The following is a 24752-nucleotide window of genomic DNA, read 5'->3' on the forward strand; positions in this document are numbered from 1 at the left end:
CTTATAAAATAAGAATAAAAAATTCCGAGAGTTGAGTTTGCCAAATATAAAAACGGTCGTTTATGCCGACTTTAATTGCCCTTTTTGCTACGTTTTACATCAAAGATTAGATAACCTTGGATTATTAAATAAAGTTGAATGGCGCGTTATTCAACATGCTCCTGGCGCCAATTCAAGCTCTAAAGATCCTAAACAATTAGAACTACTCAAAACGGAATACCAATTAGTTTTAAAACGCGCACCAGAAATAAAAATCATCAACCCTAGTATCATACCGAATACTGCGCTTGCAAATACTTACATCAATATCATTTCTGAGCAACAACCAGATAAAGCAGCAGCCTTCAGAAAGAAGATATATCAGTCTCTCTGGCTTGAAAGCCAAGATATTTCTAATGAAGATATTTTAAAGCAAATTTGCATCGAACTTGAAATCACGCCTATTGTTTTAGATAAACATCTGTCCAGCTGTTTAGATGCTTGGCAACAGCTGTGGCTGCATGGTGATTTTGATTTGCGCATACCCGCTTTAAGTGATCAACATGGCGAAGTCATGCTTGGCCTGCAAAATGTAAAAAGTTTAAATGACTTTATTAGTTTGGGCATTACCAATAAAGATGAAAATAGCAATGTATGTGGTTTTAAAGCCAAAGATCGCATAGATATATTATGCCTAAGTGAGAGCAAAAACATCTTAAATTTAGCTGCTGAAACTGAAGGCTTTGAGCTGTTTTTTCATAGTAAGATATCTGAATTATTTAAAAGTACTGAAGCGAATAACCCATGTTTAGTACTAGTTGAAAATCAGTTAGATATGTCATTTAGCTTATGCAATAGCATAAATGAAGAAAAAAGTAACACGATACCTATAGTCTACTTTCAACATAATCAACATCACAATCAAGAAATGCAGGCATTTAATATGGGGGCGTCAGATTATCTTCATTTGCCAGAACAAAGTACCAGCTTCTTTGAGCGATTAAAGGTTCATATTCGATATAAAAAGCGGCTAGATATTTTAGCTAATCACGCAACGCATGACCCTTTAACGGGCCTTTATAATCGCAGAGAAATTGATGACTTTTTAGAGCGAAGTTGGCGAAATGCCTGTCGCTATAAAACTGAGATTGGCGTATTAATAATAGATATCGACTTTTTCAAAAACTATAATGATTTTTATGGTCATATAGGGGGAGATGAGGCACTGATTAAAGTCGCTAATGCGATTGAAATGTCATTATTTAGGCCCGATGATTTAGCCGGTAGAATTGGTGGAGAAGAGTTTATAGTTGTCGTTAATAAAACCGATGAGCGGAGTTTATTTACATTAGCAAAGCGTATACACAAACAAATTAATGAACTTGATATTGTCCATGAACAAAGTGAAACATCAAATCAACTTACGATAAGCATAGGCTTAGCACTGACAAGAGCACATGCAGATAATAATTATCATATGCTACTAGAGTATGCTGATAAAGCGCTGTATTTTGCTAAATCAAACGGTCGTAATACCAGTGAATTAGCACATTTACCCACCCCTAGTTATTAATTATAACTATTAAGTTAAATAGCCATCTCCGGTTATCACCTTCATGCCATTATCAGATAATGCAACTTGGTGTAAATGATAAAACATTAAGTCTTGATGTAAAATGCATTCTTGTGTATCTATATCGACTAAATCTCGCATTAGCTCTAAGATAGACCAAAAGCTTAAATCTCCCATAAAAGGGATTTCTTCTAGCTGCTGGTTTTCACCAAACAGTTGTGCCAATGACAGTGGTTTAACAGACAAAATATCTAATATTTGCCACTGCGTCCGAGATAGTTCAGGTTTAGGCGGTGTTTCTTCTAAAAACCGTGTAATCGCCAGTTTTAAACTAGGCCAATATTTAAATTCTAACGCTAAACATTGATTAAGCTTAGTGCTTTGAAGTTGCTCCGGAAAAATTAAAGCTTGCCATACGGTATTTGCTAAATCATAAAAGGCTTTTTCTGGAGTGAACCTTGTTTGAAAATAACGCTGAACATGCTCTGCGTTATGTTCTCTGGGTGGTAAGTGATCTGGCAGCATCACGATTTTTAAGCTGTTAGACTCCATGTGGGAGCTTTTAAACCAAGCTAAAAACTGCAATCCAATCAAACAATCAAATAGTTCAGGGGTAAGCCATAATACAATTTCATCGGTCGGGTCTAATGCAAGTAATGCATCATCTCTTTGTTTAAATTTGGCTTTTACATCAGGCAAAGCAATGCAAAAAAAATCAGCTAGAAATTCACTTCGATATTCACTTATTTTTATTAAGTCTGTTTGTTCCGTAATAGGGCCATGATGCAAAACATCGTGCCATGCTTGAAATTGACCTTGAATGCCTATTTTCTTTAAATAGCTATTAGCACTATCACCATTGGTAATATGGATCATTATTAACCTATCATTTATAAAAGTATTTTTGAAAAATAACTTAATCTGATAAATAGTATTCGATTGTTGAAACCACACGCACTTTTTTAATATTTGGCGTATTTGAATCACGATCTAAAATACTAAATTGCCCTTGTCTTGCAGATTTAATTTTACCTAGTTTGGAATCAGAGTCTTTAGCAAACTTTAGCGCTACTTCTCGGGCATTTTGTGTCGCAGTTTGCACCATTTTAGGTTTTATATCGTTAAGTTTAGTAAATAAAAACTGTAATTTATTATTATATTCTTGTCTTAGCATTACAATATTTTGTTTTGCTAAATCACTTATTTTTGAGCTCGCATTTAATACTTTATCCGGTGAATGAGTATATACTGATAAAGATGATTCGACGGTATAACGATATTTAAACTTTTGATTATTAGAATATTCTGTCGCAAGCTTATCATGTACCGATTGTGTGCCTATTGTAATTTCATTATCATCAAAGCCATGTAACTTTAAAAATGCGATGATGCTCTGATTTTTTGTTTGCACCTTTTCCATTAGCTGCGTTAAATCATTGCCTGCATCGGAAAACTTAATTGGCCAAATAGCCGTATCAGCATTCACTTCAAGTTCAGCAAGCCCTTTAACAACCACTGAGCGCTCCATTGACTTAAATGTAAGCAATCCACTTTTAATTGATAAACCTAAACCAATTAAGCCTATTATTAATGAAGCGCCGACAATTAAACTATTTATACGAGAATTCTTTTGCAAAATTTAACCCTTTATATGATTTATTCAACTAAGTGTTTATCTAAACCTTTATATTGTGGTGTTTGTACTGAAAGTACTTTTAAAGGATTTGAGGATGTTACTGTTACACCGTGCTGGGTATTTTCAGGTACGCGTATATAGTCGCCTTTTTTAATCTTAACGACTTTGTCATTAATAGTCATATCACCTGTACCATCCAAAATATAAATGATCTCGGTATGATGTTTGTGGATATGTAAAGGCACCTGATCTGCTATAGATATTAAAAATTCACTTGCATGTTTATCACTGCCTAATTGAGTCACAGATAATTTGCTTGCATCCTCTTGAGCAACTAATGTGTCTAAATTAAGTATTGATGTGCCTAATGCAGCACAAATAAACATGAGCGTCATAATTTACCTTTATATTTTTATTATTTTTGTTCCTGATCTGCGAATAGGATACCTAAGAATTGTTCCAAATCAAAGCTTATACATTATTAGTCGACTAAACGTATATTAGACTAATGGATTAGCCATAAATGTCGCATAATAAACACAGGATCGATAAAGTACTAAAATTAGCATAAGGCAAAGATCATATATGACAGTTAAGCGAATTAGCCAATTTTTCAATCCAAAATCAGTTGCCGTTATTGGTGCATCAAATCAAGAAAACCGTGCAGGTTTTGTGGTAATGAGAAATTTATTACAAGGTGGCTTTAACGGCCCTGTTATGCCTGTTACTCCTAAGTACAAAGCTGTTCATGGTGTGTTAGCTTATCCAACTATTTCTGATCTGCCTCAAGTACCCGATCTCGCTATTGTCTGCACAAATAAACATTTATCATTTAAGCTCATTGAAGAGTTAGGCGCCAAAGGATGCAAATACGCTATTTTAATTGCTTCAGGCTTTAAAACTGAACATAAACATCAGCTAAAAGAAGTGGCAAAAGTTGCTGGCGTAAGTATTTTAGGACCGAATTGTTTAGGCTTACTGATCCCCAGTATTGGTTTAAATGCCAGCTTTTCACATACTGTTGCATCTCAAGGTAAAATCGCTTTTATTTCGCAATCAGCAGCAGTTTGTTCAACCATATTAGATTGGGCACAAAATAGAGGCATCGGGTTTTCATACTTCGTATCTATGGGCGATTGCATCGATATAGATTTTGCTCAGTTAATAGATTTTCTAGGTCGCGATGCCAAAACTCAAGCTATCTTGCTTTATATCGATAATATAGAAGATACTCGTCGATTTATTTCAGCAGCAAGAGCCGCGGCTATTAGTAAACCTATTATCGCCATTAAAACAGGTAAAACTCAAGCAGGTGCAATAGCAGCGCAACAACATACTGGTGGCAATACGAGTTCAGATGCAATTTACGATGCCATGTTTCAACGCGCCGGTATGCTCAGAGTAAATGATTTACGCGAATTATTTGCAGCAACTCAGACCCTAGCACTACACCCTAAACTGTTAAAAGTAGAGCAACTGACCATCTTAACGAATGGCGGTGGTCCTGGCGTTATGGCTGTTGATAGTTTAACGCAAACATCTGGAAAGTTAACCCAGTTAAGCGATGACACTATCGCATTATTAAACAAAGTTTTACCTCAAGAAGATATGGCAAATAATCCTATTGATATTTTTGGTGACTCAGATCCATCGCGATATAAAAAAGCACTTGAAATTCTGCTTAAAGCGCCTGAAGTTGAAAACTTATTAATTTTACATAGTCCGTCAGCACTGGCTCCAAGTGAAGATTATGCAAAAATAATTGTTGAAACTGTTAATAATATTCCAAAAATGCAGCGCCCTTATGTATTAACTAATTTTATGGGTGAAGAAGCCGCTTTTAAGGCAAGAAAAATATGTACTCAAGGTGCGATACCTACTTATAGAACACCAGAAGGTGCAGTCGGTGCATTTATGCACTTAATCCAATATCGCAGAAACCAAAAGCATTTAACGCAAACACCAGAGTCTTTATTGGAATCATCTAATCACAACCCAATCCAGATTGAGAATATAATAAATGATCACATCGCTAATAATGAACATTATTTATCTACTCATCAATCTAAGCATATTTTAGATCAATATGGGATCAATACCATAGATACAAAAGCAGCTTTAACACCCACTGATGCGAGAGAGCAAGCGATAGAAATGGGCTTTCCCATCGCTTTAAAACTCATTAGCCCAAGTATTTCATCAAAATCAGATGTAGGTGGTGTAGTCCTGAACCTTAATGACCCCGATGAAGTTGAACAAACCGCTTTTGCCATGTTATTAAGGATAAAAAATACCTATCCAGATGCCAAAATCGAAGGCTTTTCATTACAAAAAATGGCGCCCAGAGCAGGCTCACAAGAGTTACGTATCGCTGTAAAAACCGATCCTAACTTTGGCCCTGTAATCTTGCTTGGCGAATCTGGTACAGGCTTAAATTATGAGCAAGCTGCCGTTGCATTACCGCCTCTCAATATGAACTTAGCCAAATACTTAATCGCAGCAGCACAAGATAAAGGTTTAATTAAAGAAAAGCACTTACCTGATAAAATAGACAAATATACTTTATGCGCCCTACTAACCCGCGTATCACAACTGATTGTTGAACAAAGTAATATTAATAGTATTGAGCTCAATCCTGTACTGGCAAGCGGCGGAAAATTTTTAGTACTAGATGCTGTGATTCAACTGAAAAAGTACCAACCTAAAATTGGCTTTAAACGTTTGTCTATTCGTCCATACCCAAAGGAGCTTGAGAGGCAGATCATACTTAAAAATGGCGAAACAGCGCTTTTAAGACCGATAAAACCAGAAGATGAAGAGTCTCATAGGGCTTTTGATCTGGCGCTAGATAAAGAGGATAGATACAAACGATTTTTTGGTGAATTACCTGAATTTAGTCATGATCAATTAGCTAAAATGACACAAATAGATTATGACCGAGAAATGGCATTTATCGTCACACAAAAACTAGATGGTAAATCACATACTTTAGGCGTCTCTCGTGTATTAATGGATCCCGACAACCTTGAAGCAGAGTTTGCCATAGTGATCCGTTCAGATCAAAAAGGTTTAGGGTTAGGTCGCGTGCTATTACAAATTGCGATAGATCATTGTAAACATCAAGGTGTTGGTTTAGTTTCAGGTATTACCTTGCCTGAAAATACCGGCATGATTGAACTGGCTCGTAAACTGGGTTTTAAAATCGCCCGAGATTTTGAAGAAGGCACAGTGACAATGAATTTAAATTTAATGAAATAAATACTTCCAATCTTGTCCCCTTTGTCAAATAATGATGAGCTATTTGATTCAAGTAAACAGCAGTCTACTTGGACATTAAAGGGGAATGAGATGAAAAAAGTATTACTAACAGACTGCCCAGATGAAAAAGGTTTAATCGCCAAAATCACCGGGCTTTGTTATGAACATAAATTAAATATCATAAAAAATAACGAATTTGTTGATAATATCAATGAAAGATTTTTTATGCGCACGGAACTTCAAGGTGACTTTACCAAAGTTAATTTTCTTGAAGAATTAAAAGCCCAACTACCAAACGATTGTAATCTAGAGTTGGTTGGTCAAGAAAAAATGCGTGTGGTTTTATTAGCAACTAAAGAAGCCCATTGCTTAGGCGGTGTTTTATTAAAGTATTTTGAAGACGCGCTCAACATTGAAGTTGTTGCTGTGATCTCAAATTATGAAACACTAAAACCACTGGCTATCGGGTTTAATGTACCTTATCACTTTATTAGTCATCAAGATCTAACGCGAGTAGAACATGATGAAGCGGTTGCCAAACAAATAGAATTCTATCAACCTGATATTATAGGCTTAGCAAAATATATGCGTATTTTAAGCAGTGATTTTGTAAAACGTTTCAGCGGTAAAGTAATCAATATTCACCATTCATTTTTACCTGCTTTTATTGGCGCTAAACCTTACCAGCAAGCCTATGAACGTGGTGTTAAAATGATAGGTGCGACTGCCCATTATGTAACTGATGAGTTAGATGAAGGCCCTATTATCATGCAAGATGTCATTCATGTGACTCATGATGATGACGCTGAATCTTTAGCTAGATTAGGCCGAGATGTAGAAAAGACTGTGTTCTGTAAGGCGCTGCAGTTAGCCAGTGAGCATAGACTGTTTGTTAATGGTAATAAAACAGTGGTCTTTAAGTAGGTTTTGATTAAAGCTTTATAGATGTAGAAAAAATCAATATATTCCGTAAGGCGCTGCAGTTAGCCAGTGAGCATAGACTGTTTGTTAATGGTAATAAAACAGTGGTCTTTAAGTAGGTTTTGATTAAAGCTTTATAGATGTAGAAAAAATCAATATATTCCTTAAGGCGCTGCAGTTAGCCAGAGAGCATAGACTGTTTGTTAATGGTAATAAAACACTGATCTTTAAGTAGGTTTTGATTAAAGCTTTATAGATGTAGAAAAAACCAATATATTCCGTAAGGCGCTGCAGTTAGCCAGTGGGCGTGACTGTTTGTTAATGGTAATAAAACGGTAGTGTTTAAGTAAGAGAATGTAATAAATATATCCCCGATTAAAGTTCGGGGATAATTAAACTTTAGAACATTTTTAAGCTTCTACAGGAGACTCTAATTGTAGTTTAGAAGCAATCAATACGGCTTGAGTGCGATTATAAACACCTAACTTTCTGAAAATAGCAGTAATATGCGCTTTAACCGTTGCTTCAGAGATATTTAATTCATATGCAATCTGTTTATTCAATAGACCTTCATGCAAATAACTCAACACTTTATATTGTTGTGGTGTTAAAGATGCAACTTGTGTCGCCACTTTAACTTCATCTCCTGATAATTGATTAACCTTATCTTTCATTGCCTCAGGCAACCAAGTTTCGCCTTCTAAAATTTCATTAATTGCAGCAGCAATCTCTACCGATGATGAGGATTTAGGGATAAAACCCAGAGCACCATACGCCATTACTTTAGATACAACACTGATTTCTTCACTGCCTGATACTACTGCGATTGGCAGATCAGGATGATCTTCGCGGATCCTAATTAAACCATATAAATCATCATTACCCGGCATATGTAGATCTAACAATAAGATATCTAGATCATCTTCTTTTGCTAAAATTTCAAGGGTGGATTTAAAGTTATCGGACTCAAATACAGCCAGCTCACTAAAAGCGTTCTCAAGCGCTCCTTTTAATGCTTCACGAAATAAAGGGTGATCATCCGCTATCAAAAACTTGCTCATAGTTTACTCCTAAAAAAATGGCTGTTATCCCAGTTAGACAACAGCCATTATATTACTCATTTAATTAATACTTAAGCAAGCTATTAACGATTAAGACGGTTTTCAATTAACTCTTCAACTACCGTAGGATCTGCAAGTGTTGAAGTATCACCTAATTGTTGATGTTCATTTGCAGCTATTTTACGTAAGATACGACGCATAATCTTACCTGAGCGGGTTTTTGGTAAACCAGGTGACCATTGGATCATATCTGGTGATGCGATTGGGCTAAGCTCTTTACGTACATGATTACGCACTTCTTTAGTTAGCTCATCTGTAATTGATACACCATCATTTGGTGTTAAGTAAACATAAATACCTTGGCCTTTAATTTCATGTGGGTAACCTACAACTGCAGCTTCAGCTACGGCCTCATGTGCTACAAGCGCACTTTCAATCTCAGCCGTGCCTAATCTATGACCTGATACATTTAATACATCATCAACGCGACCTGTGATCCAGTAATATCCATCTTCATCACGGCGACAGCCATCACCCGTAAAGTAGACGCCTGGATACGCAGAGAAATAAGTTTGCTCAAATCGTTCATGATCACCATAAACTGTACGCGCTTGTGCTGGCCAGCTATCTAAAATAACTAAGTTACCTTCAGCCTCACCCTCTAATGCATTCCCTTCCGCATCAAATAATGCTGGTGCGATACCAAAAAATGGTCTTGTTGCTGAGCCTGGTTTCATTTGTGTTGCACCAGGTAATGGCGTGATCATCATGCCGCCAGTTTCTGTTTGCCACCAAGTATCTACGATTGGACATTGGCTATTGCCAATCTGTTCGTAATACCAGCTCCAAGCTTCAGGGTTAATCGGTTCACCTACCGAGCCTAAAATACGTAAACTTTCACGATTTGAACTCGCTGTTGGTTCATCACCTTTAGCCATTAATGCACGGATCGCTGTAGGTGCTGTATATAAGATTGATACTTTATGTTTATCTACCACTTCGCCCATACGACCCGCTGTAGGATAAGTTGGTACACCTTCAAATAATACTTGTGTGCAACCATTTGCAAGTGGTCCATATGCAATATAACTATGACCTGTGATCCAACCTACATCGGCACTACACCAAAAGACATCATCTTCTTTTAAGTCAAATACGTACTCATGAGTTAGTGATGTATAAACTAAATAACCACCAGTGGTATGCACTACGCCTTTAGGTTGGCCTGTGGAACCTGAGGTATATAAAATAAATAATGGATCTTCTGCATCCATTACTTCTGGCTCACAAGATGTTGGTTCATCAGCAACTAAGTCATGCCACCAAACATCTTTTTCATTCCAATCAACTTCTCCACCCGTTAATTGATGCACGATTACATGCTCAATAGAGGTAACTGAATCTTGTGATACCGCTTCATCAACATTTGCTTTTAGTGGTACTACGTTACCTGCACGTCGGCCTTGATCTGAAGTGATCACAACTTTTGCATTTGAGTTTTTGATACGATCAGCGATTGCTGAAGGAGAGAAACCACCAAATACAACTGAATGCACAGCGCCTATACGCGCACATGCTTGCATTGCATAAATTGCTTGTGGTGTCATTGGCATATATATCGCTACACAATCGCCCTTTTTAACACCTAGCTTTCTTAATCCATTTGCTAGCTTACACACTTCATCATGCAGTTTTTGATACGTAATATGTTCAACCGATTCTGGATTATCACCTTCCCAAATAAGTGCAACTTTATCGGCTTTATCTTTTAAGTGACGGTCGATACAGTTATAAGAAGCATTTAGTTGACCATCTTCGTACCATTTAATATCAACATGGCCTTTATCAAAAGAAGTATTTTTTGCAGTAGTATAAGGTTTAAACCAATCCAGTCTTTGACCTTGCTCTTTCCAAAAAGCTTCAGGGTCTTCAAGAGACCATTTATAAAGCTCTAAATACTTCTCTTCATTAATAATTGCAGACTCTTTTACTGAAGATGGTATTGGGTAAATACTCTGTGTCATAACTGTTTCCCTAATTTATTTGCTTCTTGCTTGCAGCAAGAATTACTCAGCTACCAAAGTTAAAACATTAGACTTTAGTATGAATCTCTAATTTCTTCATTAAAGATCAAGTTGTTAAGTTATAATTAAACTCTAGACTCTATGTAATAATTTCAAAATTCAGATATAAACCTTAACATTTAAATAACATTTTTTCTTTTTAAAAGTAAAAAATTAAGTTTCTGCCTGCAGCTTGTTACACCTTAGTCTTATAGACCAAAAGATAATTGAGCAATTACTGCTCATAAATGAATCTAGTGTTAACAACAAGTGATATTTGTTTAAACGGGATACAACAATGAAAAATATAAAATTAATGAAATCTCTCACTGCTTTAGCGGTTTTATCTGCTATCAGTACATCTGCATATGCCGCTAACCTTGACAATACAGAAGTAAAATATGGTGGTTATGTAAAATTAGACTCTATGTGGACTGATTATTCTGACGCTTCTTCTGATGGCAGTGTATATGATGGTCTTGGCCGTGACTTTTATGTGCCAAGCACAACACCTGTAGGCGATGGTACTAATAGCCCAGATGCCGTTTTTGATATGCATGCTCGCCAATCTCGTTTTAACTTTGCGACACTGACTAAATTAGACAGCGGAAAAACAATCAAAACTAAAATCGAACTTGATTTTATTGTATCACCTGGTGGAAATGAGCGCGTGTCAAACTCTTATGCTCCTAGAATACGACAAGCATTTGTTACTTATGATGGTTGGTTATTTGGCCAAGCTTGGTCGAACTTTCAAAATGTAAGTGCATTACCTGAAACTTTAGATTTTGTAGGTCCTGCTGAAGGCACTATATTTGTACGCCAGCCACAAATTAGATATACCACAGGTGGTTTATCTTTCTCTGTTGAAAACCCTGAAAGCACAGTGACTGTAAATGGCGCTCGCATGGAAACAGATGATGCAAGTCTTCCTGATTTTAATGTTAAATATACTCATAAAACAGATTGGGGCCATATTGCTGTAGCAGGCTTAGTAAGACAGTTAACCTACAAAACAGCAAGTTATGATGCCGATGAAAGTGCTTATGGTATAAGTGTTTCTGGTCGATTAAATATGGGCAAAAATAACTTTAAGTTTATGCTAAATCAAGGTGCAGGTTTAGGGCGCTATGTTGGTTTAAATGTCGCTCATGGAGGCGTATTAACAGATGATAATAATATAGATACTATAGATTCAACATCTGGTTTTGCAGCTTATCAACATCATTGGAGCGACCAGTTTAGATCTACCCTAATGTACTCTTTTATTGACATAGATAATGATCCTGATTTACTGAACTTAACAGGTAATCCGACTAAATCAAGCATGAGCTACAGTGCTAATTTACTTTACTCTCCTGAGAAAAAACTCACATTTGGTATTGAACTAAAACATGCACAGCGTGAAGTTGAAAATGGTGTAGATGGTGATATGAACCGATTACAATTTTCAGCTAAATACGCTTTTTAATCATATTTAGCCCCCTAAAGCGATCTATTTAGGTCGCTTTTACTATTATTCTGCCAACTTAACTTAGTTTGTATTTGTTTTTTTTGTTGTATCTGTTGTATTTACTTTCAATATATCCGTTAATTTAAAGCTGCTACTAGTTTGAGTAGGTGAATGAAACAAACTAAGCCGTTTGAAATCAACCTCCATTAAAAACTTTTGATTAAATAAAGCTGAATAAGCTGCAATATTATCACTTTCTATCAATTCTAATTCGAAAGTACTTTCATTTCCTTTTTTAAGTCTATCAATGCCAAACTCTTTATCATAAATAGCTAATAGCCCCCAAGCTCCCATCATAAAGTGACCTCCTACAGAAGCAGTCATTTCATTTTTTTTGATGCTGTTGATACCTTCTTTAATCCAGTCAAAACCGCCTACAAAAATATCTTTTCCTGGTTTTAATCCCATTCTTTTTATTGCATTAATAGCCCCTAAAGCCATTTCATCTGATGCACACCAAAGAATAGATATATTTGGATACCTTTTTAATAATTTAAATGTTTTAGTATAAGCGTCTTCTCTAGACCACTGTGCGTAGACGATTTGTTTTAATTCAGCTTGGTAAGAATCAACAACAGCAACTAAGCCACTATTTCGTATCGCTGATTCAGAACCAAAATGGCCACTGATCCCAGCTACAATTAAAGGTTTACCTTTCTTTTTTGCCTTTTCAAACAATCTACTGGCTAATAATTGCGAAGCTTTTTTATTATCATGAAATATTTCACCAACCCAATTCTTAAACTTTCCATTAGGATGTCCAATTGATTTTTTTTCTTTACCTGAGATAGTTTGTTCTAAAGTAATAATTTTAACTGGGTATTTCGCAAGAAAATCAAATGTATTTAAAGCACCTCCAGGGTAATTGACTAACATGATATAGTCTGGAGCTTCATTTTGAGACAAGTATTTTTTAAGCACTTGTAGTTGAATAAACCGATTTCCATTACCGTAAATCACATCTAGTTTAATATCTAAATCTTCTGCAGCTTTTTTGGTAAGCGCTTCAACTTGATGCCAAAAAGGGTCATTTTCAATTGAGGGGTTTATAAGTAGCACATTTAAATTGTTTTTAGCTGCTAAGGCGTTATTCAAAAAAATAATACTGATAAATAGAAATACTATTCTTAAATTCATACTCCTTCCCGGTTTTTTTCATCTCATTAAATACTAGTCTCTAAAACAAAAAAACGCAGCCTAAGCTGCGTTTTTGTTTAAACTTCTAATTAAGTTTTATTATACTTCTTCTTTAACATCAGCCTCTTCATCATCAACCATAATTTCACCAGTTAATAATAAATTTCTCAGATTAGTATCTAATTCATTTGCAGCTTCAGGGTGCTCTACCATGTACTTCATTGCATTAGCCTTACCTTGACCAATACGTTCTGTACCATAGCTGTACCAAGAGCCGGCTTTTTGAACCAAATTATGCTTAACACCTAAGTCAATTAGCTCGCCTTCTCTTGAAATACCATTACCATAAACAATTTGGAATTCAGCCTGCTTAAACGGTGCTGATACTTTATTTTTAACAACTTTCACACGAGTTTCATTACCAACAACTTCATCTCCTTCTTTTATCGCACCTGTACGTCGGATGTCCAATCTTACAGAACTATAAAATTTAAGCGCATTACCACCCGTTGTTGTCTCTGGATTACCAAACATAACACCAATTTTCATACGAATTTGGTTAATGAAAATCATCATTGTATTTGACTGTTTTAAGTTACCAGTAATTTTACGTAGTGCTTGTGACATTAAACGCGCCTGTAGACCTACGTGATGGTCACCCATATCACCTTCAATCTCTGCTTTAGGTGTTAATGCCGCTACTGAATCTACTACGATTAAATCTACTGCACCAGAACGCGTTAACATGTCACAAATTTCTAAAGCTTGCTCACCTGTATCAGGTTGAGAGATTAATAATTCGTTTGTATCTACACCAAGTGCACGAGCATAAATAGGGTCTAGTGCATGCTCAGCATCGATAAAAGCACATGTTTTTCCAGATTTTTGTGCTTGTGCTATTACTTCTAGTGTTAAGGTTGTTTTACCACTAGATTCCGGTCCATAAATTTCAACAACACGGCCCATAGGTAAACCACCTACACCCAAAGCAACATCTAGTGCAAGAGAACCTGTAGAAACAGTTTCAACATCCATAGTTTTAGTATCGCCAAGCTTCATAATTGAACCTTTTCCGAATTGGCGTTCAATTTGGCTCATTGCTGCACTAAGTGCTTTTTGTTTGTTATCGTTCATTTATCTCTCCGAGATCTAGCGCATTTCTTAATCTTAATTGGCTTCAGTATACTGTATAGAATCACAGTATCAAGCGTATTTTATAAATTTATATGTTTTATTAATTTTTTTAAAGCAAAAACAATAACTTGAAGTCTAACTTCAGCTCTTTCACCTGGGAATATTTCACAATATGTATAGTTTTCATCTAGATATCTAATACAAAACCATACAGTACCCACAGGTTTTGTCGCAGTCGCCCCACCGGGACCTGCAATGCCTGATACTGTTATTGCTATATCTGCATTTGCAGCAATACAAGCGCCTTGTGCCATTTCTATTACTGTTTGCTCACTTACAGCCCCATAAACTTGTAAAGTTGTTTCTCTTACATTCAATAATTCATTTTTTGCTGTATTACTGTAAGTAACAAATGCACGATCTAAATAAGCTGAACTACCGGGTGTATCAGTTAAAGCATAACTAATGCCGCCTCCGGTACAAGATTCAGCAGTAGTGATCCAAAGTGATTTATCCGTTAGAATAGCTCCTAACTGAGCTGCGAGATCTGTAATATCTTGTTGTAATTCCATATTTAGCCTAAATAGATAATTTTTATGTCAATCGATCTTTTTTCTGACCATACTATAAGCCAACAAACACCCATGATGCAGCAATATTTGCGAATTAAAAAAGATCATAGAGAGATCTTACTTTTTTATCGCATGGGTGATTTCTATGAATTATTTTTTGATGATGCTAAAAGAGCTGCACAATTGCTAGATATATCACAAACTCATAGAGGCAAAGCCGGTGGTGATCCAATCCCAATGGCGGGTGTGCCCTACCACGCTGTTGAAAACTATTTAGCGCGCTTAGTACAAATGGGTGAGTCTGTCGCACTGTGTGAGCAAGTTGGCGATCCTGCCACCAGCAAAGGGCCTGTTGAACGTAAAGTTGTACGCATTGTCACGCCTGGTACTATTTCAGATGAAGCATTATTACAAGAAAGACAAGACAACTTACTCAGTGCTGTGTGGCAAAATGATAATGGTCATTTTGGTCTCGCTTATTTAGATATCAACTCTGGTCGATTTAATATCCTAGAAGCTGACGATGAAGAAACCCTAAATTCTAGTTTACAACGTATTCAACCTGCTGAACTACTTTATCCTGAAGACTTTAAAGCATTTCATTTAATTGAAGGATTTAAAGGCTGCAGAAGACGTCCCCTTTGGGAGTTTGATTTAGATACCGCCACTAAACTCTTATGCCAACAATTCGAAACTAAAGATTTAATAGGCTTTGGTGTTGATCAAGCTAAAACAGGCTTAATCGCTGCAGGCTGTTTAATGCAGTATGTAAAAGATACTCAGAGAATTGCGCTACCACATATCAGATCTATCACTTTAGAGCAAAACGATCTCAATGTTGTACTAGACGCCGCCACAAGAAAAAACTTAGAGCTGACAATTAATTTATCTGGTTCTATTGAAAATACACTGGCTCAAGTACTTGATAAAACAGCTACAGCGATGGGATCACGTTTATTAAAACGTTGGATCCACACCCCTACACGATGCCATAAAACTCTTAATAACCGCCTAGAAAGCTTATCTGAATTAATTGATACTGGTTTAACGCCTGAGATCCATCAATCACTGAGAAGTATTTCTGATATAGAGCGTATTGTTGCAAGACTTGCTTTACGTTCAGCGCGCCCTAGAGATTTATCTCGCTTAAGAAATGCCTTACAAGAATTACACCCACTACAGCAGCTGTTATCAGAGACTAGCAGTAAACGATTGCAAAAAATAAAACATAGTTCGCCAATCTTGCCTGAGCTACAAAGCCTATTAGAAAACGCGATTATTGATAACCCTCCAGTACTGATTCGTGATGGCGGTGTCATTGCCGAAGGCTATAACTCAGAACTTGATGAGTGGCGCGCTTTAAGTCAGGGCGCTACAGATACATTAGAAAAACTAGAGCAAAGAGAGCGTGAGCGCACAGGGATTGCCACACTTAAGATAGGTTATAATCGTGTTCATGGTTTTTATATCGAAGTCAGCCGTGCCTATTCTGAACAAGTTCCTGTTGAATATGTCAGAAGACAAACACTCAAAAATAATGAAAGATATATTATCCCTGAATTAAAAGAGCATGAAGACAAAGTGCTAGGCAGCCAAAGTAAAGCTTTAGCCCTAGAGAAAAAACTATATGAAGAGATATTTGATCTAATCGCTCCGGATCTTGAAAAATTACAGATCATGTCTGCAGCATTAAGTGAACTTGATGTACTTAATAACTTTGCCGAACGTGCTGAAACGCTAAATTACCACAAACCGACATTAGTTGATGGACAAGTAATCGACATTCTACAAGGTCGTCATCCTGTTGTAGAGCAAGTGATGAAAGACCCATTTATCTCAAATCCAATTCAGTTATCTCCAGATCGTAAAATGCTGATCATTACAGGTCCAAATATGGGCGGTAAATCAACCTATATGCGTCAAACAGCTTTAATTGTATTAATGGCACATATCGGCTGTTTTGTACCTGCCAGCAAAGCTAAAATTGGCTTAGTCGATCGTATTTTTACGCGTATTGGTGCCAGTGATGACTTAGCCTCTGGGCGTTCAACTTTTATGGTTGAAATGACAGAAACCGCTAATATTTTAAATAATGCCACTAAGCATTCTTTAGTTTTAATGGATGAAATTGGCCGTGGTACTAGTACTTACGATGGCTTATCTTTAGCATGGGCAACTGCTGAATACCTAGCAAATAAAATTTCAGCTAAAACATTATTTGCAACACATTATTTTGAATTAACTGAGTTACCAGAACAGCTGCCACAGCTAGCAAACGTACATTTAGACGCTGTTGAGCATAATGATACAATTGCCTTTATGCATAAGGTGTTAGATGGTGCTGCAAGTAAGAGCTTTGGTTTGCAAGTTGCCTCGCTTGCCGGTGTGCCAAAATCAGTTATAAAACAAGCCAAACATAAATTGCATATGTTAGAAAACCACCAAAGCATCAGTGAAATCCCAACAGGATCAAGTGAAAATCAAACTGTATTACCTTTTAAAGAAGTAACGCATCCTGCTATTGATGAATTATCAGGGTTAGATCTTGATAATTTAACACCAAGAGAAGCGTTGCAACAACTTTATAAGTTAAAAGATTTAATTTAATAACTAAAATACTTTCTCCTAGTTGCTAATTGTGGCTAGGAGAGCTATTTTTAATTTAATTCAAATATAAAACTTCAATTGCTTTGCTTTATAATTATCTGAATTATTAACACTTACACAAAACCTTACATCTTCAATCAAAATCATCATAAATCACTAACATTTTATTGATAAAAAAAATTTACTTTCTTCTAAAGTTATATGCGAGTGCACACTCACAGGAGAGGGAAAATGAAAAAATATTCACTAGCATTAACTTTAATGACTGTCTTAGGAGCATCAATCTCATTCGCTCATGCAGAAGCACCTATGACTGATTATATGAAAACAGCGTTAACTGAAACTTGTATAGCTGTTAAAAGTAATAGTATTTTGAAGCTAAGCGAAGAGCTTAGAGAATACAACTTAAAAATTGCCACTATCAGAGATAAACTTATGTGCAATGGCGAATCCGTACATCAATTTGCTTTAACGCATAACGCAACTAAAACGGCAAATAAAATCAATAAAGGCTCAGTTTCTATTAAAGAAATAGCAAGTCTACCGCAAGAAAAGTACTGGGTTTGGATAAACTAAACTTAATACAAGTATGTTTATTAACTAAAAAAGGTTTACTTAAAATAAGTAAACCTTTTTGTTTTACTAGTGACAGTAATTTAGCTGTTTATATGTCACATGATTTATTGTTGAAATAAAGATTCAATATTTAAACCTTGATGACTGAGTACTTCTTTTAGTCGTCTTAATGCTTCAACCTGAATTTGACGAACACGTTCACGTGTTAAACCTATTTCTTTACCAACATCTTCTAAGGTTGAGGGTTCATAACCCAGCAGTCCGAAACGGCGTGCAAGTACTTCTCTTTGTTTCGAGTTTAGCTCTTCTAACCAGTGAATTATATTGTCTTTAATATCATCTTCTTGAATACGTGTATCTGGACCACCGCTTTTTTCATCGGCAAGAATATCTAATAAAACTTTATCTGAATCTCCCCCAATTGGCGTATCAACAGAACCGATTCGCTCATTTAGACGGAGCATTTTATTAACGCTTTCTACGGGACGATCAAGTTTTGCAGCTATCTCTTCAGCTGTGGGCTCATGATCTAAAGACTGTGTTAGCTCTCGTGCCGTTCTGAGGTAAACATTTAATTCTTTTACAACGTGAATCGGTAATCTAATCGTGCGTGTTTGATTCATAATTGCACGTTCAATGGTTTGCCTTATCCACCAGGTTGCATAAGTTGAAAATCTAAAACCACGTTCAGGATCAAATTTTTCAACAGCGCGGATCAGACCTAAATTTCCTTCTTCTATTAGATCTAACAATGCTAAACCACGATTATTATAACGACGGGCAATTTTTACGACTAGACGTAGATTACTTTCAATCATACGTTTTCTTGAGGCTTCACAACCCTTGAGGGCTTTACGTGAAAAATATACTTCTTCTTTTGCTGATAATAAAGGGGAAAAGCCAATTTCACCTAAATATAGTTGAGTCGCGTCTAAGTTTTTAACAACTTCAGTTTTTGACGCGCTCTCTTCTTTCGATTCTTCTTGCTCAACTTTTTCGAGAATCTCAGAACTTGGCTCGTTTTCAGTTACATCATCCATTTTGACGTCCATAGTTATCTCCTTAATAGTTTCAGCTGTATCACCCATAAGCATTCTCCTAATCAGTGAATATACGTACAACACATTAAACTAACACTATGGCAAGTATTTCACAGGATTCACTGACTTACCGCGATAACGAATCTCAAATCTTAGCCCCGTCATTTTGGCATCACTACTACCCATCTCTGCTATTAATTGCCCAGCTTTTACTTCCTGTTTTTCCTTTACTAATAATCGTCTATTATGAGCATATGCACTTAAATAATCATCGTTATGTTTCACTATAATTAATTGCCCATAGCCTTTGAGCGCACTGCCTGCATATACTACAGTTCCATGAGATGCTGCATGTATTGCAGTGCTACGTTTATTAGCTATCAGAATTCCTTTAAAGCCATTATCTTTATTCGAAAAACGTCTAATTACCTTACCTTTTGCTGGCCATTGCCATGCTACGTTTTTGGCATATTGCGTTTTTTTTGTTTTTGATAATTTATTGGCTTGTTTTTGAACATACTCCGGTTTTTTTGGCTGTACAAGATCTTTCTTTGATAACTTGTTACTTTTTTGTTTATAACTTGTAGTTAGCGCTGTTTTTTTAGCCTGTTTTGTTGTGTTTTTCTTGCTTGCTAACAAGCTATTTAGTTTAAGTTTTTGCCCTGGATAGATCTTATACGGCTTAGAGATCCCGTTGATCTTAGCAAGATCTCTAAAATCCTTATTTGCTCGAAATGAGATCGAATAAAGGGTTTCACCTTTTTTTACAATATAGCTGCTACTTCTTATTTTAATTTTTTGTTTCAAAGTGGTCGGAGTAGTTGAAAGACTAGCAACAGGTGCAGGTGTACCTCTTTGAGTACAACCAATGGTTAATACGCATAAAATCGTCACAAAAATAATATGTATTATGCGAATCATAAAATAAATGTAATTCCCTATTTGGTGAATTTGTTGGTTAGCAAAAAGCTAATATTTATTATGCAAGGTCGCCAGGTACTAACGGAACAAACCTAACAACTTCTAATGCTTGCTGTATAAAGTTATCACCTTGGCGTTTAAACATCACTAGGTTTTGCTCTCCAGCTCCAATAGGTGCGACTAAAATACCATTGTCAGATAATTGATAGAGTAACTCAGTGGGCACTTCAGATGCCGCAGCCGTTACAATAATGCCATTAAATGGCGCTTTACTTTTCCAACCAAGCCAGCCATCACCATGTTTCATGGCTACATTATATAAATCTAGGCTTTGTAATCGACGCTTAGCTTGCCATTGTAACGATTTGATACGCTCAACAGAATAAACTTCACTAAATACCTTAGCTAAAACAGCACTTTGATAACCTGAACCAGTGCCTATTTCAAGCACTCTATCTGTAACGCCCTGCTCAATTAAGATTTGCGTCATCTTAGCTACAATATATGGTTGTGATATTGTTTGACCTAACCCAATAGGCAAAGCCGTATTTTCATAAGCTTTATGAGTTAATATGGAATCAACAAAATCATGCCTCGGTATTGAGGCTATGGCATCTAATACAGCTTGTTGGTTTATGCCTTCTTCATATAGTTTTTGGGCTAAAACATGGGCACTGCGATTCACTGTTTGCTTATTTGTGTTCAACGCCTTTAAGCTCCATTTTATCGATCCATCCCTGCATTACTTGCAAACTACTTTTTGCTGTCATGTCTACATTTAGCGGTGTAATAGATGCAAAACCTTGGTTTACAGCAAAAAAATCGGTACCTTCTCCTGCATCCAATTCACCACCTAAAGTACCATACCAATATATATCCCTGCCCCAAGGATCTTTTTGTTTACTCATTGTTTCAGCTTTATGCCTTGAGCCCAGTCTAGTTACTTTTAACCCTTTTAGTTCTGATAGAGGAATATCTGGCACATTGATATTAATTATTTGATCACTTGGTAAAGGGTGTGATGCCAATTCTGAGATCAAGTCAACCGTTACAGCCGCTGCTGTTTCATAGTTATCTTCTTTTTTAGAACACAAAGACACCGCAATTGCAGGTAATCCCATATAACGGCCTTCAGTTGCAGCAGCAACTGTGCCTGAATATAAAGTATCATCACCTAAGTTTGCACCATTATTAATGCCTGCAACAACTAGGTCTGGAGTATGATCTAATAGCTCATTTAATGCTAAGTGAACACAGTCTGTTGGAGTGCCATTAACGGAAATAAAACCATTATCTAAGGTTGTTGCTCTCAGTGGGTTCATTAAGGTTAATGAGTTACTGGCACCACTACAGTTGCGATCTGGCGCGACAACACTTACATCTGCAATTTTTGATAATGCCTGATATAAAGCAAGAATACCTTTTGCATGTACACCATCATCATTACTTAATAAAATTTTCATTGCTCATCCTTTTCAATATTTTTTCTTAAAGATGTATCCGTACAATTGGCTAATTCACGTAATACTGAAGTTGCAAAACATCCTTTATTAAGCTCAAACTCTAATACTAAATCAGTTTCATTTTCTTGTGTAACAGTCAGGCCTTTTGGAATCAGTTTTAGCGTTCTTCTTTCTGTTTTTAAGCCCAGCTCAATTAAACCTTCTCGCCATTCTTTATAATCTTCAAGCCAGATTAACTCGAGATCAGTTAAACCTTTATCACCCATGCCAATTAAAGGCGCAGATAAACAAATATCACCACTCGCTAAACGGTCTATTGTTTGCGTATTAATATCTTCTTTGAAAAATGCATTACTACCACTGAGCATAAAAACTTCTTGTGGCAATGTTTTTGCTAATCCGTGTGCAGTTACTCTTAAGTCAACAATTTGATTAAAAACAAATGAACGTGCTGCTGAAATAATCAAACCTCTTAATTTTCGATCCCTGATCCTTTCACCGGCAAACATACGTTTTGCCATATCTAAGTTATGCCCACCATGTCCAAACCTTTGTGGACCAAAATAATTAGGTACACCGCTTCTAACCGCATTGATCCGACATAAAACATCAAGTGGATCTGTGACATTTCTCAGCCTAATTGTAAATTTATTACCTTTATGACAACCCGTTTTCAATTTACGGCTATGCCTTTTTTGGGTTAATACAAATAAGCTTTCGCTATTTAGCTTAGAAAAGTCGATATCTTTTTTAATTGGTACCGGTACACTAAACCATTGACTACAAACACCATGCCTATCTTTTAAACCTGCATAGCTGACATTTTTTGGTGAAGTTTGGGCAAATTCAGCCAGTTTCTTAACAATAAACTGCGTATTTTCACCTTTTTTAACCACTTGCAAACACACATGTTCGCCTTCACCTGAAAGCTCAAAACCAAGTACTTCATCAACGATAAAGTCTTCAGCTTGTTGTTTAAAATCAGCTTGTGCTAATGGCTTACCATATAAATAATTTAGGTCGCAGAAATTTAACTCGCTCATTATGTATTTTTTAGCTCTTTATTTATGTCTATTTTTTGTAAAATCACGACAGCATGGCTAGAGATACCTTCTTTGCGCCCTTCAAATCCGAGTTTTTCTGTTGTAGTGGCTTTTACATTAACTTGAGAAATTTCAGTATTTAAATCACTCGCTAAAATTGAACGCATGTTTTCAATATGAGGCAGCATTTTTGGTGCTTGAGCGATAATAGTAATATCAGCATTGCCTAAACAATACCCTTCATTTTTAGCTAAATTCACCACATGACGTAATAATATTCTACTATCTATATTTTCATATTCACTGGCGGTATCAGGAAAGTGTTTGCCTATGTCACCTAATGCCAGCGAGCCTAAAATGGCATCACATAAGGCATGTATTGCCACATCACCGTCAGAGTGCGCTATAAAGCCTTGTGCATAATCAATTTTAACACCTGCAATTGTTAAAGGTCCTGTGCCACCAAATTTATGTACATCAAAACCATGTCCTATGCGTAGCATTGTTACTCCAATATATTATGTGTTTGTGATAAATAAAAACTCGCTAATTGCAAATCTTCGGGTGTTGTAATTTTGATATTGTCAGAACGGCCTGCCACTAGCATAACCTCAAACCCAGCCCACTCCATTGCAGAGGCTTCATCAGTAATTTCTATATTTTGTGCAAGAGCATCACTAAGTGATTTATGTAATACTTCAAATTTAAATATTTGCGGCGTCATAGCTTGCCATAAAGCATCTCGAGGCACAGTCTCTAATACCAAGTCTAAAGGCTTATTATTTTTAGATTTTTTGATAGTATCTTTAACTTTAGAAGCTAAAATACCGCCTTTTTGATGAACAATAGCCGTATCAATTAATTTATTTATATCATCTGGGTAAACCAATGGTCTTGCGGCATCATGAACTAATACCCAATCAATTTTATTTTTACTATTTTGTTTTAGATTATCCAACGCATTTAACACAGAGATAGCCCTAGAACTGCCTCCTATCACAGTGCTAATTTTTACATTATTGATTTTAAGCTGATTATAAAATCCGTCATCAGGACTAATCGCAACACTTATTTGATTGATATCTTTAATTTGAGTGAGTTTATCTAAGGTATGTTCTAATACAGTTTTATGATTAATTTTTAAATACTGCTTAGGTAAGTCACTTTGCATTCTGCTACCAATACCAGCAGCAGGAACAATCGCGGCAATATTTAAATTCGCTTTATCAGTCATTTTTATTCTTTATATGTATTTTTATTCGGTAATAAACGGAAAAAAGTTTCGCCCGGTTTAATCAAGCCCAGTTCGTTACGAGCGCGTTCTTCTACGCCTTCTAAACCGGTTTTTAAATCCTTAATATCCGCTTCTAATAATTTATTACGTTTTATTAGCTGCTCATTCAATTTTTGGTGTTTAGTAACAGCAGTTTGTAAGCGGGTATAATCTTTTACGCCATTATGTGCAAACCATAATTTATACTGTAATAGAAGAAGTAAACACAGTAACCCTATCTGAAATAGCCTCATTTGATTTGGGTTCTCCGATTATTTAGGGCTAGCCTAAGTGAGTGGTTTAGTAAAATTATGCCAATTAATTCGAGCTGCTAATAACATTTCTCGTAAAGATAACAAACGTGGCGTCACTCTTTTACCTTCACGCCATCGGTGCCCACAACAAGCCGCCGTCATAACAGATTTTGTTGGTTTTAAAATATATGCGCTCTGGCTATCTAATTGTTGGCCTGATAAATCAAACCAACCATGTTCATTACAATGAATTTTATCTTTATAGACTTGATCTAAGCAATCTATTTTAACGACTAATTCACCTTTGTTTAGTACAGCTAAAGGTAAAATAAATCCAGGAAACGACTTTTTTGTATAAAACCGACTATTTTTCTCTTTATCAAGACATGGAAAATTTCTACTTTGCTTTGCAATCCAACAGCCATTTTGACCGTCCAGTTGCAAGGGGCTATTTCCTTGTAAAATATGCTCAGACGCACGCTCAATATAATATGGCAAACTTGCTAATAGTCTTCTAAGCCGATTATGATCAGACTCGCGACTCAAGCGCACGACTTCTCGAGCATAAAATGCATTGCATAATTCTATATAAGCAAGATGATTTTCGCCCTTAACCAGCAAATCTGATTGCAATTTTAGCTGTTCTGACAATGAGTTAACCTCAAGTACTATTTAGTTATATCATAATAGCCTAAAAAAAGAACATTTATCAAAATCATACTAACAAC

General features: G+C 36.1%; 23 protein-coding genes and 2 pseudogenes. 8 read left to right on the forward strand and 17 right to left on the reverse strand.

Annotated elements, in window-relative coordinates; all coding sequences use genetic code 11:
- The first annotated feature begins 37 nt into the window (after nt 1-37).
- Entirely contained in the window at nt 38-1552 is a 1515-nt protein-coding gene (locus tag KO527_RS19310; RefSeq protein ID WP_216041892.1) for a diguanylate cyclase, read from the forward strand.
- Nucleotides 1553-1561: 9 nt separating this feature from the next.
- Here the strand turns inward: KO527_RS19310 and KO527_RS19315 are convergent, their stop codons facing one another.
- From KO527_RS19315 to KO527_RS19325, 3 genes are read right to left on the reverse strand one after another with little or no spacing between them, the layout of a single operon-like run.
- The gene (locus KO527_RS19315; RefSeq protein WP_216041893.1) at nt 1562-2428 is read right to left on the reverse strand and encodes a DUF1835 domain-containing protein; all 867 of its coding nucleotides are present in this window, start codon (nt 2426-2428) and stop codon (nt 1562-1564) included.
- A 40-nt stretch (nt 2429-2468) separates the two neighbouring features.
- On the reverse strand, nt 2469-3188 hold the full coding sequence (locus KO527_RS19320; RefSeq protein WP_252733880.1) for an SIMPL domain-containing protein: 720 nt from the start codon (nt 3186-3188) through the stop codon (nt 2469-2471).
- A gap of 20 nt (nt 3189-3208) precedes the next feature.
- The gene (locus KO527_RS19325; RefSeq protein WP_216041894.1) at nt 3209-3583 is read right to left on the reverse strand and encodes a cupin domain-containing protein; all 375 of its coding nucleotides are present in this window, start codon (nt 3581-3583) and stop codon (nt 3209-3211) included.
- Between the two features lie 190 nt (nt 3584-3773).
- Between KO527_RS19325 and KO527_RS19330 the strand changes: the two genes are divergently transcribed.
- The 4 genes and pseudogenes from KO527_RS19330 to KO527_RS26465 form a co-directional block, all read left to right on the forward strand.
- Nucleotides 3774-6446 (forward strand): bifunctional acetate--CoA ligase family protein/GNAT family N-acetyltransferase, encoded by a 2673-nt coding sequence (locus KO527_RS19330; protein ID WP_216041895.1) that lies wholly within the window; start codon nt 3774-3776, stop codon nt 6444-6446.
- Nucleotides 6447-6536: 90 nt separating this feature from the next.
- Nucleotides 6537-7370, forward strand: a complete 834-nt coding sequence (gene purU / locus KO527_RS19335; RefSeq protein ID WP_216041896.1) for a formyltetrahydrofolate deformylase — start codon at nt 6537-6539, stop codon at nt 7368-7370.
- Nucleotides 7371-7390: 20 nt separating this feature from the next.
- Nucleotides 7391-7486, forward strand: a pseudogene (locus KO527_RS26070) (formyltetrahydrofolate deformylase); the annotation flags it as partial.
- Nucleotides 7487-7506: 20 nt separating this feature from the next.
- Nucleotides 7507-7602 (forward strand): annotated as a pseudogene (locus KO527_RS26465) (formyltetrahydrofolate deformylase); the annotation flags it as partial.
- Nucleotides 7603-7777: 175 nt separating this feature from the next.
- Here the strand turns inward: KO527_RS26465 and KO527_RS19340 are convergent.
- Both KO527_RS19340 and acs read right to left on the reverse strand, forming a co-directional pair.
- Nucleotides 7778-8428 (reverse strand): response regulator transcription factor, encoded by a 651-nt coding sequence (locus tag KO527_RS19340; RefSeq protein WP_216041897.1) that lies wholly within the window; start codon nt 8426-8428, stop codon nt 7778-7780.
- Between the two features lie 83 nt (nt 8429-8511).
- Nucleotides 8512-10452 carry an acetate--CoA ligase gene (gene acs, locus KO527_RS19345; RefSeq protein ID WP_216041898.1) on the reverse strand — a complete coding sequence of 647 codons (1941 nt, stop codon included), beginning with the start codon at nt 10450-10452 and terminating at the stop codon, nt 8512-8514.
- Nucleotides 10453-10768: 316 nt separating this feature from the next.
- Between acs and KO527_RS19350 the strand changes: the two genes are divergently transcribed.
- Nucleotides 10769-11962, forward strand: coding sequence for a DcaP family trimeric outer membrane transporter (locus tag KO527_RS19350; protein WP_289847719.1), 1194 nt, complete (start codon nt 10769-10771; stop codon nt 11960-11962).
- 63 nt (nt 11963-12025) lie between these two features.
- On the opposite strand, the gene KO527_RS19355 is transcribed toward KO527_RS19350, so the two are convergent.
- The 3 genes from KO527_RS19355 to KO527_RS19365 form a co-directional block, all read right to left on the reverse strand.
- Complete coding sequence (locus KO527_RS19355; RefSeq protein ID WP_216041900.1) at nt 12026-13141, reverse strand: ABC transporter substrate-binding protein; 1116 nt, start codon at nt 13139-13141, stop codon at nt 12026-12028.
- A gap of 99 nt (nt 13142-13240) precedes the next feature.
- Entirely contained in the window at nt 13241-14275 is a 1035-nt protein-coding gene (gene recA, locus KO527_RS19360) for a recombinase RecA (RefSeq protein ID WP_216041901.1), read from the reverse strand.
- 80 nt (nt 14276-14355) lie between these two features.
- Nucleotides 14356-14847, reverse strand: a complete 492-nt coding sequence (locus KO527_RS19365; RefSeq protein ID WP_216041902.1) for a nicotinamide-nucleotide amidohydrolase family protein — start codon at nt 14845-14847, stop codon at nt 14356-14358.
- 24 nt (nt 14848-14871) lie between these two features.
- Between KO527_RS19365 and mutS the strand changes: the two genes are divergently transcribed.
- The gene (gene mutS / locus KO527_RS19370) at nt 14872-17454 is read left to right on the forward strand and encodes a DNA mismatch repair protein MutS (protein ID WP_216041903.1); all 2583 of its coding nucleotides are present in this window, start codon (nt 14872-14874) and stop codon (nt 17452-17454) included.
- A gap of 231 nt (nt 17455-17685) precedes the next feature.
- On the forward strand, nt 17686-18030 hold the full coding sequence (locus KO527_RS19375) for a DUF3718 domain-containing protein (RefSeq protein WP_216041904.1): 345 nt from the start codon (nt 17686-17688) through the stop codon (nt 18028-18030).
- A 104-nt stretch (nt 18031-18134) separates the two neighbouring features.
- Here the strand turns inward: KO527_RS19375 and rpoS are convergent, their stop codons facing one another.
- Genes rpoS through KO527_RS19420 form a run of 9 tightly spaced genes read right to left on the reverse strand, consistent with a single transcriptional unit; the run spans nt 18135 to nt 24675 of the window.
- On the reverse strand, nt 18135-19118 hold the full coding sequence (rpoS, locus tag KO527_RS19380) for an RNA polymerase sigma factor RpoS (RefSeq protein WP_216041905.1): 984 nt from the start codon (nt 19116-19118) through the stop codon (nt 18135-18137).
- A 48-nt stretch (nt 19119-19166) separates the two neighbouring features.
- The gene (locus tag KO527_RS19385) at nt 19167-19991 is read right to left on the reverse strand and encodes a peptidoglycan DD-metalloendopeptidase family protein (RefSeq protein WP_216041906.1); all 825 of its coding nucleotides are present in this window, start codon (nt 19989-19991) and stop codon (nt 19167-19169) included.
- Between the two features lie 58 nt (nt 19992-20049).
- Nucleotides 20050-20697, reverse strand: coding sequence for a protein-L-isoaspartate(D-aspartate) O-methyltransferase (locus KO527_RS19390; RefSeq protein WP_252733881.1), 648 nt, complete (start codon nt 20695-20697; stop codon nt 20050-20052).
- A complete protein-coding gene (gene surE, locus KO527_RS19395) occupies nt 20684-21454 on the reverse strand; it encodes a 5'/3'-nucleotidase SurE (protein WP_216041907.1) in 771 nt (256 codons plus the stop codon). The genes KO527_RS19390 and surE overlap by 14 nt, the downstream gene beginning before the upstream one ends.
- Nucleotides 21451-22497: a tRNA pseudouridine(13) synthase TruD gene (locus KO527_RS19400; protein ID WP_216041908.1), complete on the reverse strand. Its 1047-nt coding sequence runs from the start codon at nt 22495-22497 to the stop codon at nt 21451-21453. The genes surE and KO527_RS19400 overlap by 4 nt, the downstream gene beginning before the upstream one ends.
- The gene (gene ispF, locus KO527_RS19405; RefSeq protein ID WP_216041909.1) at nt 22497-23000 is read right to left on the reverse strand and encodes a 2-C-methyl-D-erythritol 2,4-cyclodiphosphate synthase; all 504 of its coding nucleotides are present in this window, start codon (nt 22998-23000) and stop codon (nt 22497-22499) included. Before ispF ends, KO527_RS19400 begins: the two co-directional genes overlap by 1 nt.
- A gap of 2 nt (nt 23001-23002) precedes the next feature.
- Nucleotides 23003-23731, reverse strand: coding sequence for a 2-C-methyl-D-erythritol 4-phosphate cytidylyltransferase (gene ispD, locus KO527_RS19410; protein ID WP_216041910.1), 729 nt, complete (start codon nt 23729-23731; stop codon nt 23003-23005).
- A gap of 2 nt (nt 23732-23733) precedes the next feature.
- Complete coding sequence (gene ftsB, locus KO527_RS19415) at nt 23734-24024, reverse strand: cell division protein FtsB (protein WP_216041911.1); 291 nt, start codon at nt 24022-24024, stop codon at nt 23734-23736.
- A gap of 33 nt (nt 24025-24057) precedes the next feature.
- Complete coding sequence (locus KO527_RS19420) at nt 24058-24675, reverse strand: hypothetical protein (protein WP_216041912.1); 618 nt, start codon at nt 24673-24675, stop codon at nt 24058-24060.
- Between the last annotated feature and the right edge of the window lie 77 nt (nt 24676-24752).

The organism is Pseudoalteromonas sp. C2R02, from assembly GCF_018860845.1.
Taxonomy (GTDB): Bacteria; Pseudomonadota; Gammaproteobacteria; order Enterobacterales; family Alteromonadaceae; genus Pseudoalteromonas.

Coding starts and splice junctions, on each gene's coding strand:
- KO527_RS19315 (WP_216041893.1), bottom strand. CDS start 2,428: ATGATCCATATTACCAATGGTGATAGTGCTAATAGCTATTTAAAGAAA.
- KO527_RS19325 (WP_216041894.1), bottom strand. CDS start 3,583: ATGACGCTCATGTTTATTTGTGCTGCATTAGGCACATCAATACTTAAT.
- KO527_RS19330 (WP_216041895.1), top strand. CDS start 3,774: ATGACAGTTAAGCGAATTAGCCAATTTTTCAATCCAAAATCAGTTGCC.
- purU (WP_216041896.1), top strand. CDS start 6,537: ATGAAAAAAGTATTACTAACAGACTGCCCAGATGAAAAAGGTTTAATC.
- KO527_RS19340 (WP_216041897.1), bottom strand. CDS start 8,428: ATGAGCAAGTTTTTGATAGCGGATGATCACCCTTTATTTCGTGAAGCA.
- acs (WP_216041898.1), bottom strand. CDS start 10,452: ATGACACAGAGTATTTACCCAATACCATCTTCAGTAAAAGAGTCTGCA.
- KO527_RS19355 (WP_216041900.1), bottom strand. CDS start 13,141: ATGAATTTAAGAATAGTATTTCTATTTATCAGTATTATTTTTTTGAAT.
- recA (WP_216041901.1), bottom strand. CDS start 14,275: ATGAACGATAACAAACAAAAAGCACTTAGTGCAGCAATGAGCCAAATT.
- KO527_RS19365 (WP_216041902.1), bottom strand. CDS start 14,847: ATGGAATTACAACAAGATATTACAGATCTCGCAGCTCAGTTAGGAGCT.
- mutS (WP_216041903.1), top strand. CDS start 14,872: ATGTCAATCGATCTTTTTTCTGACCATACTATAAGCCAACAAACACCC.
- KO527_RS19375 (WP_216041904.1), top strand. CDS start 17,686: ATGAAAAAATATTCACTAGCATTAACTTTAATGACTGTCTTAGGAGCA.
- rpoS (WP_216041905.1), bottom strand. CDS start 19,118: ATGGGTGATACAGCTGAAACTATTAAGGAGATAACTATGGACGTCAAA.
- KO527_RS19385 (WP_216041906.1), bottom strand. CDS start 19,991: ATGATTCGCATAATACATATTATTTTTGTGACGATTTTATGCGTATTA.
- surE (WP_216041907.1), bottom strand. CDS start 21,454: ATGAAAATTTTATTAAGTAATGATGATGGTGTACATGCAAAAGGTATT.
- KO527_RS19400 (WP_216041908.1), bottom strand. CDS start 22,497: ATGAGCGAGTTAAATTTCTGCGACCTAAATTATTTATATGGTAAGCCA.
- ispF (WP_216041909.1), bottom strand. CDS start 23,000: ATGCTACGCATAGGACATGGTTTTGATGTACATAAATTTGGTGGCACA.
- ispD (WP_216041910.1), bottom strand. CDS start 23,731: ATGACTGATAAAGCGAATTTAAATATTGCCGCGATTGTTCCTGCTGCT.
- ftsB (WP_216041911.1), bottom strand. CDS start 24,024: ATGAGGCTATTTCAGATAGGGTTACTGTGTTTACTTCTTCTATTACAG.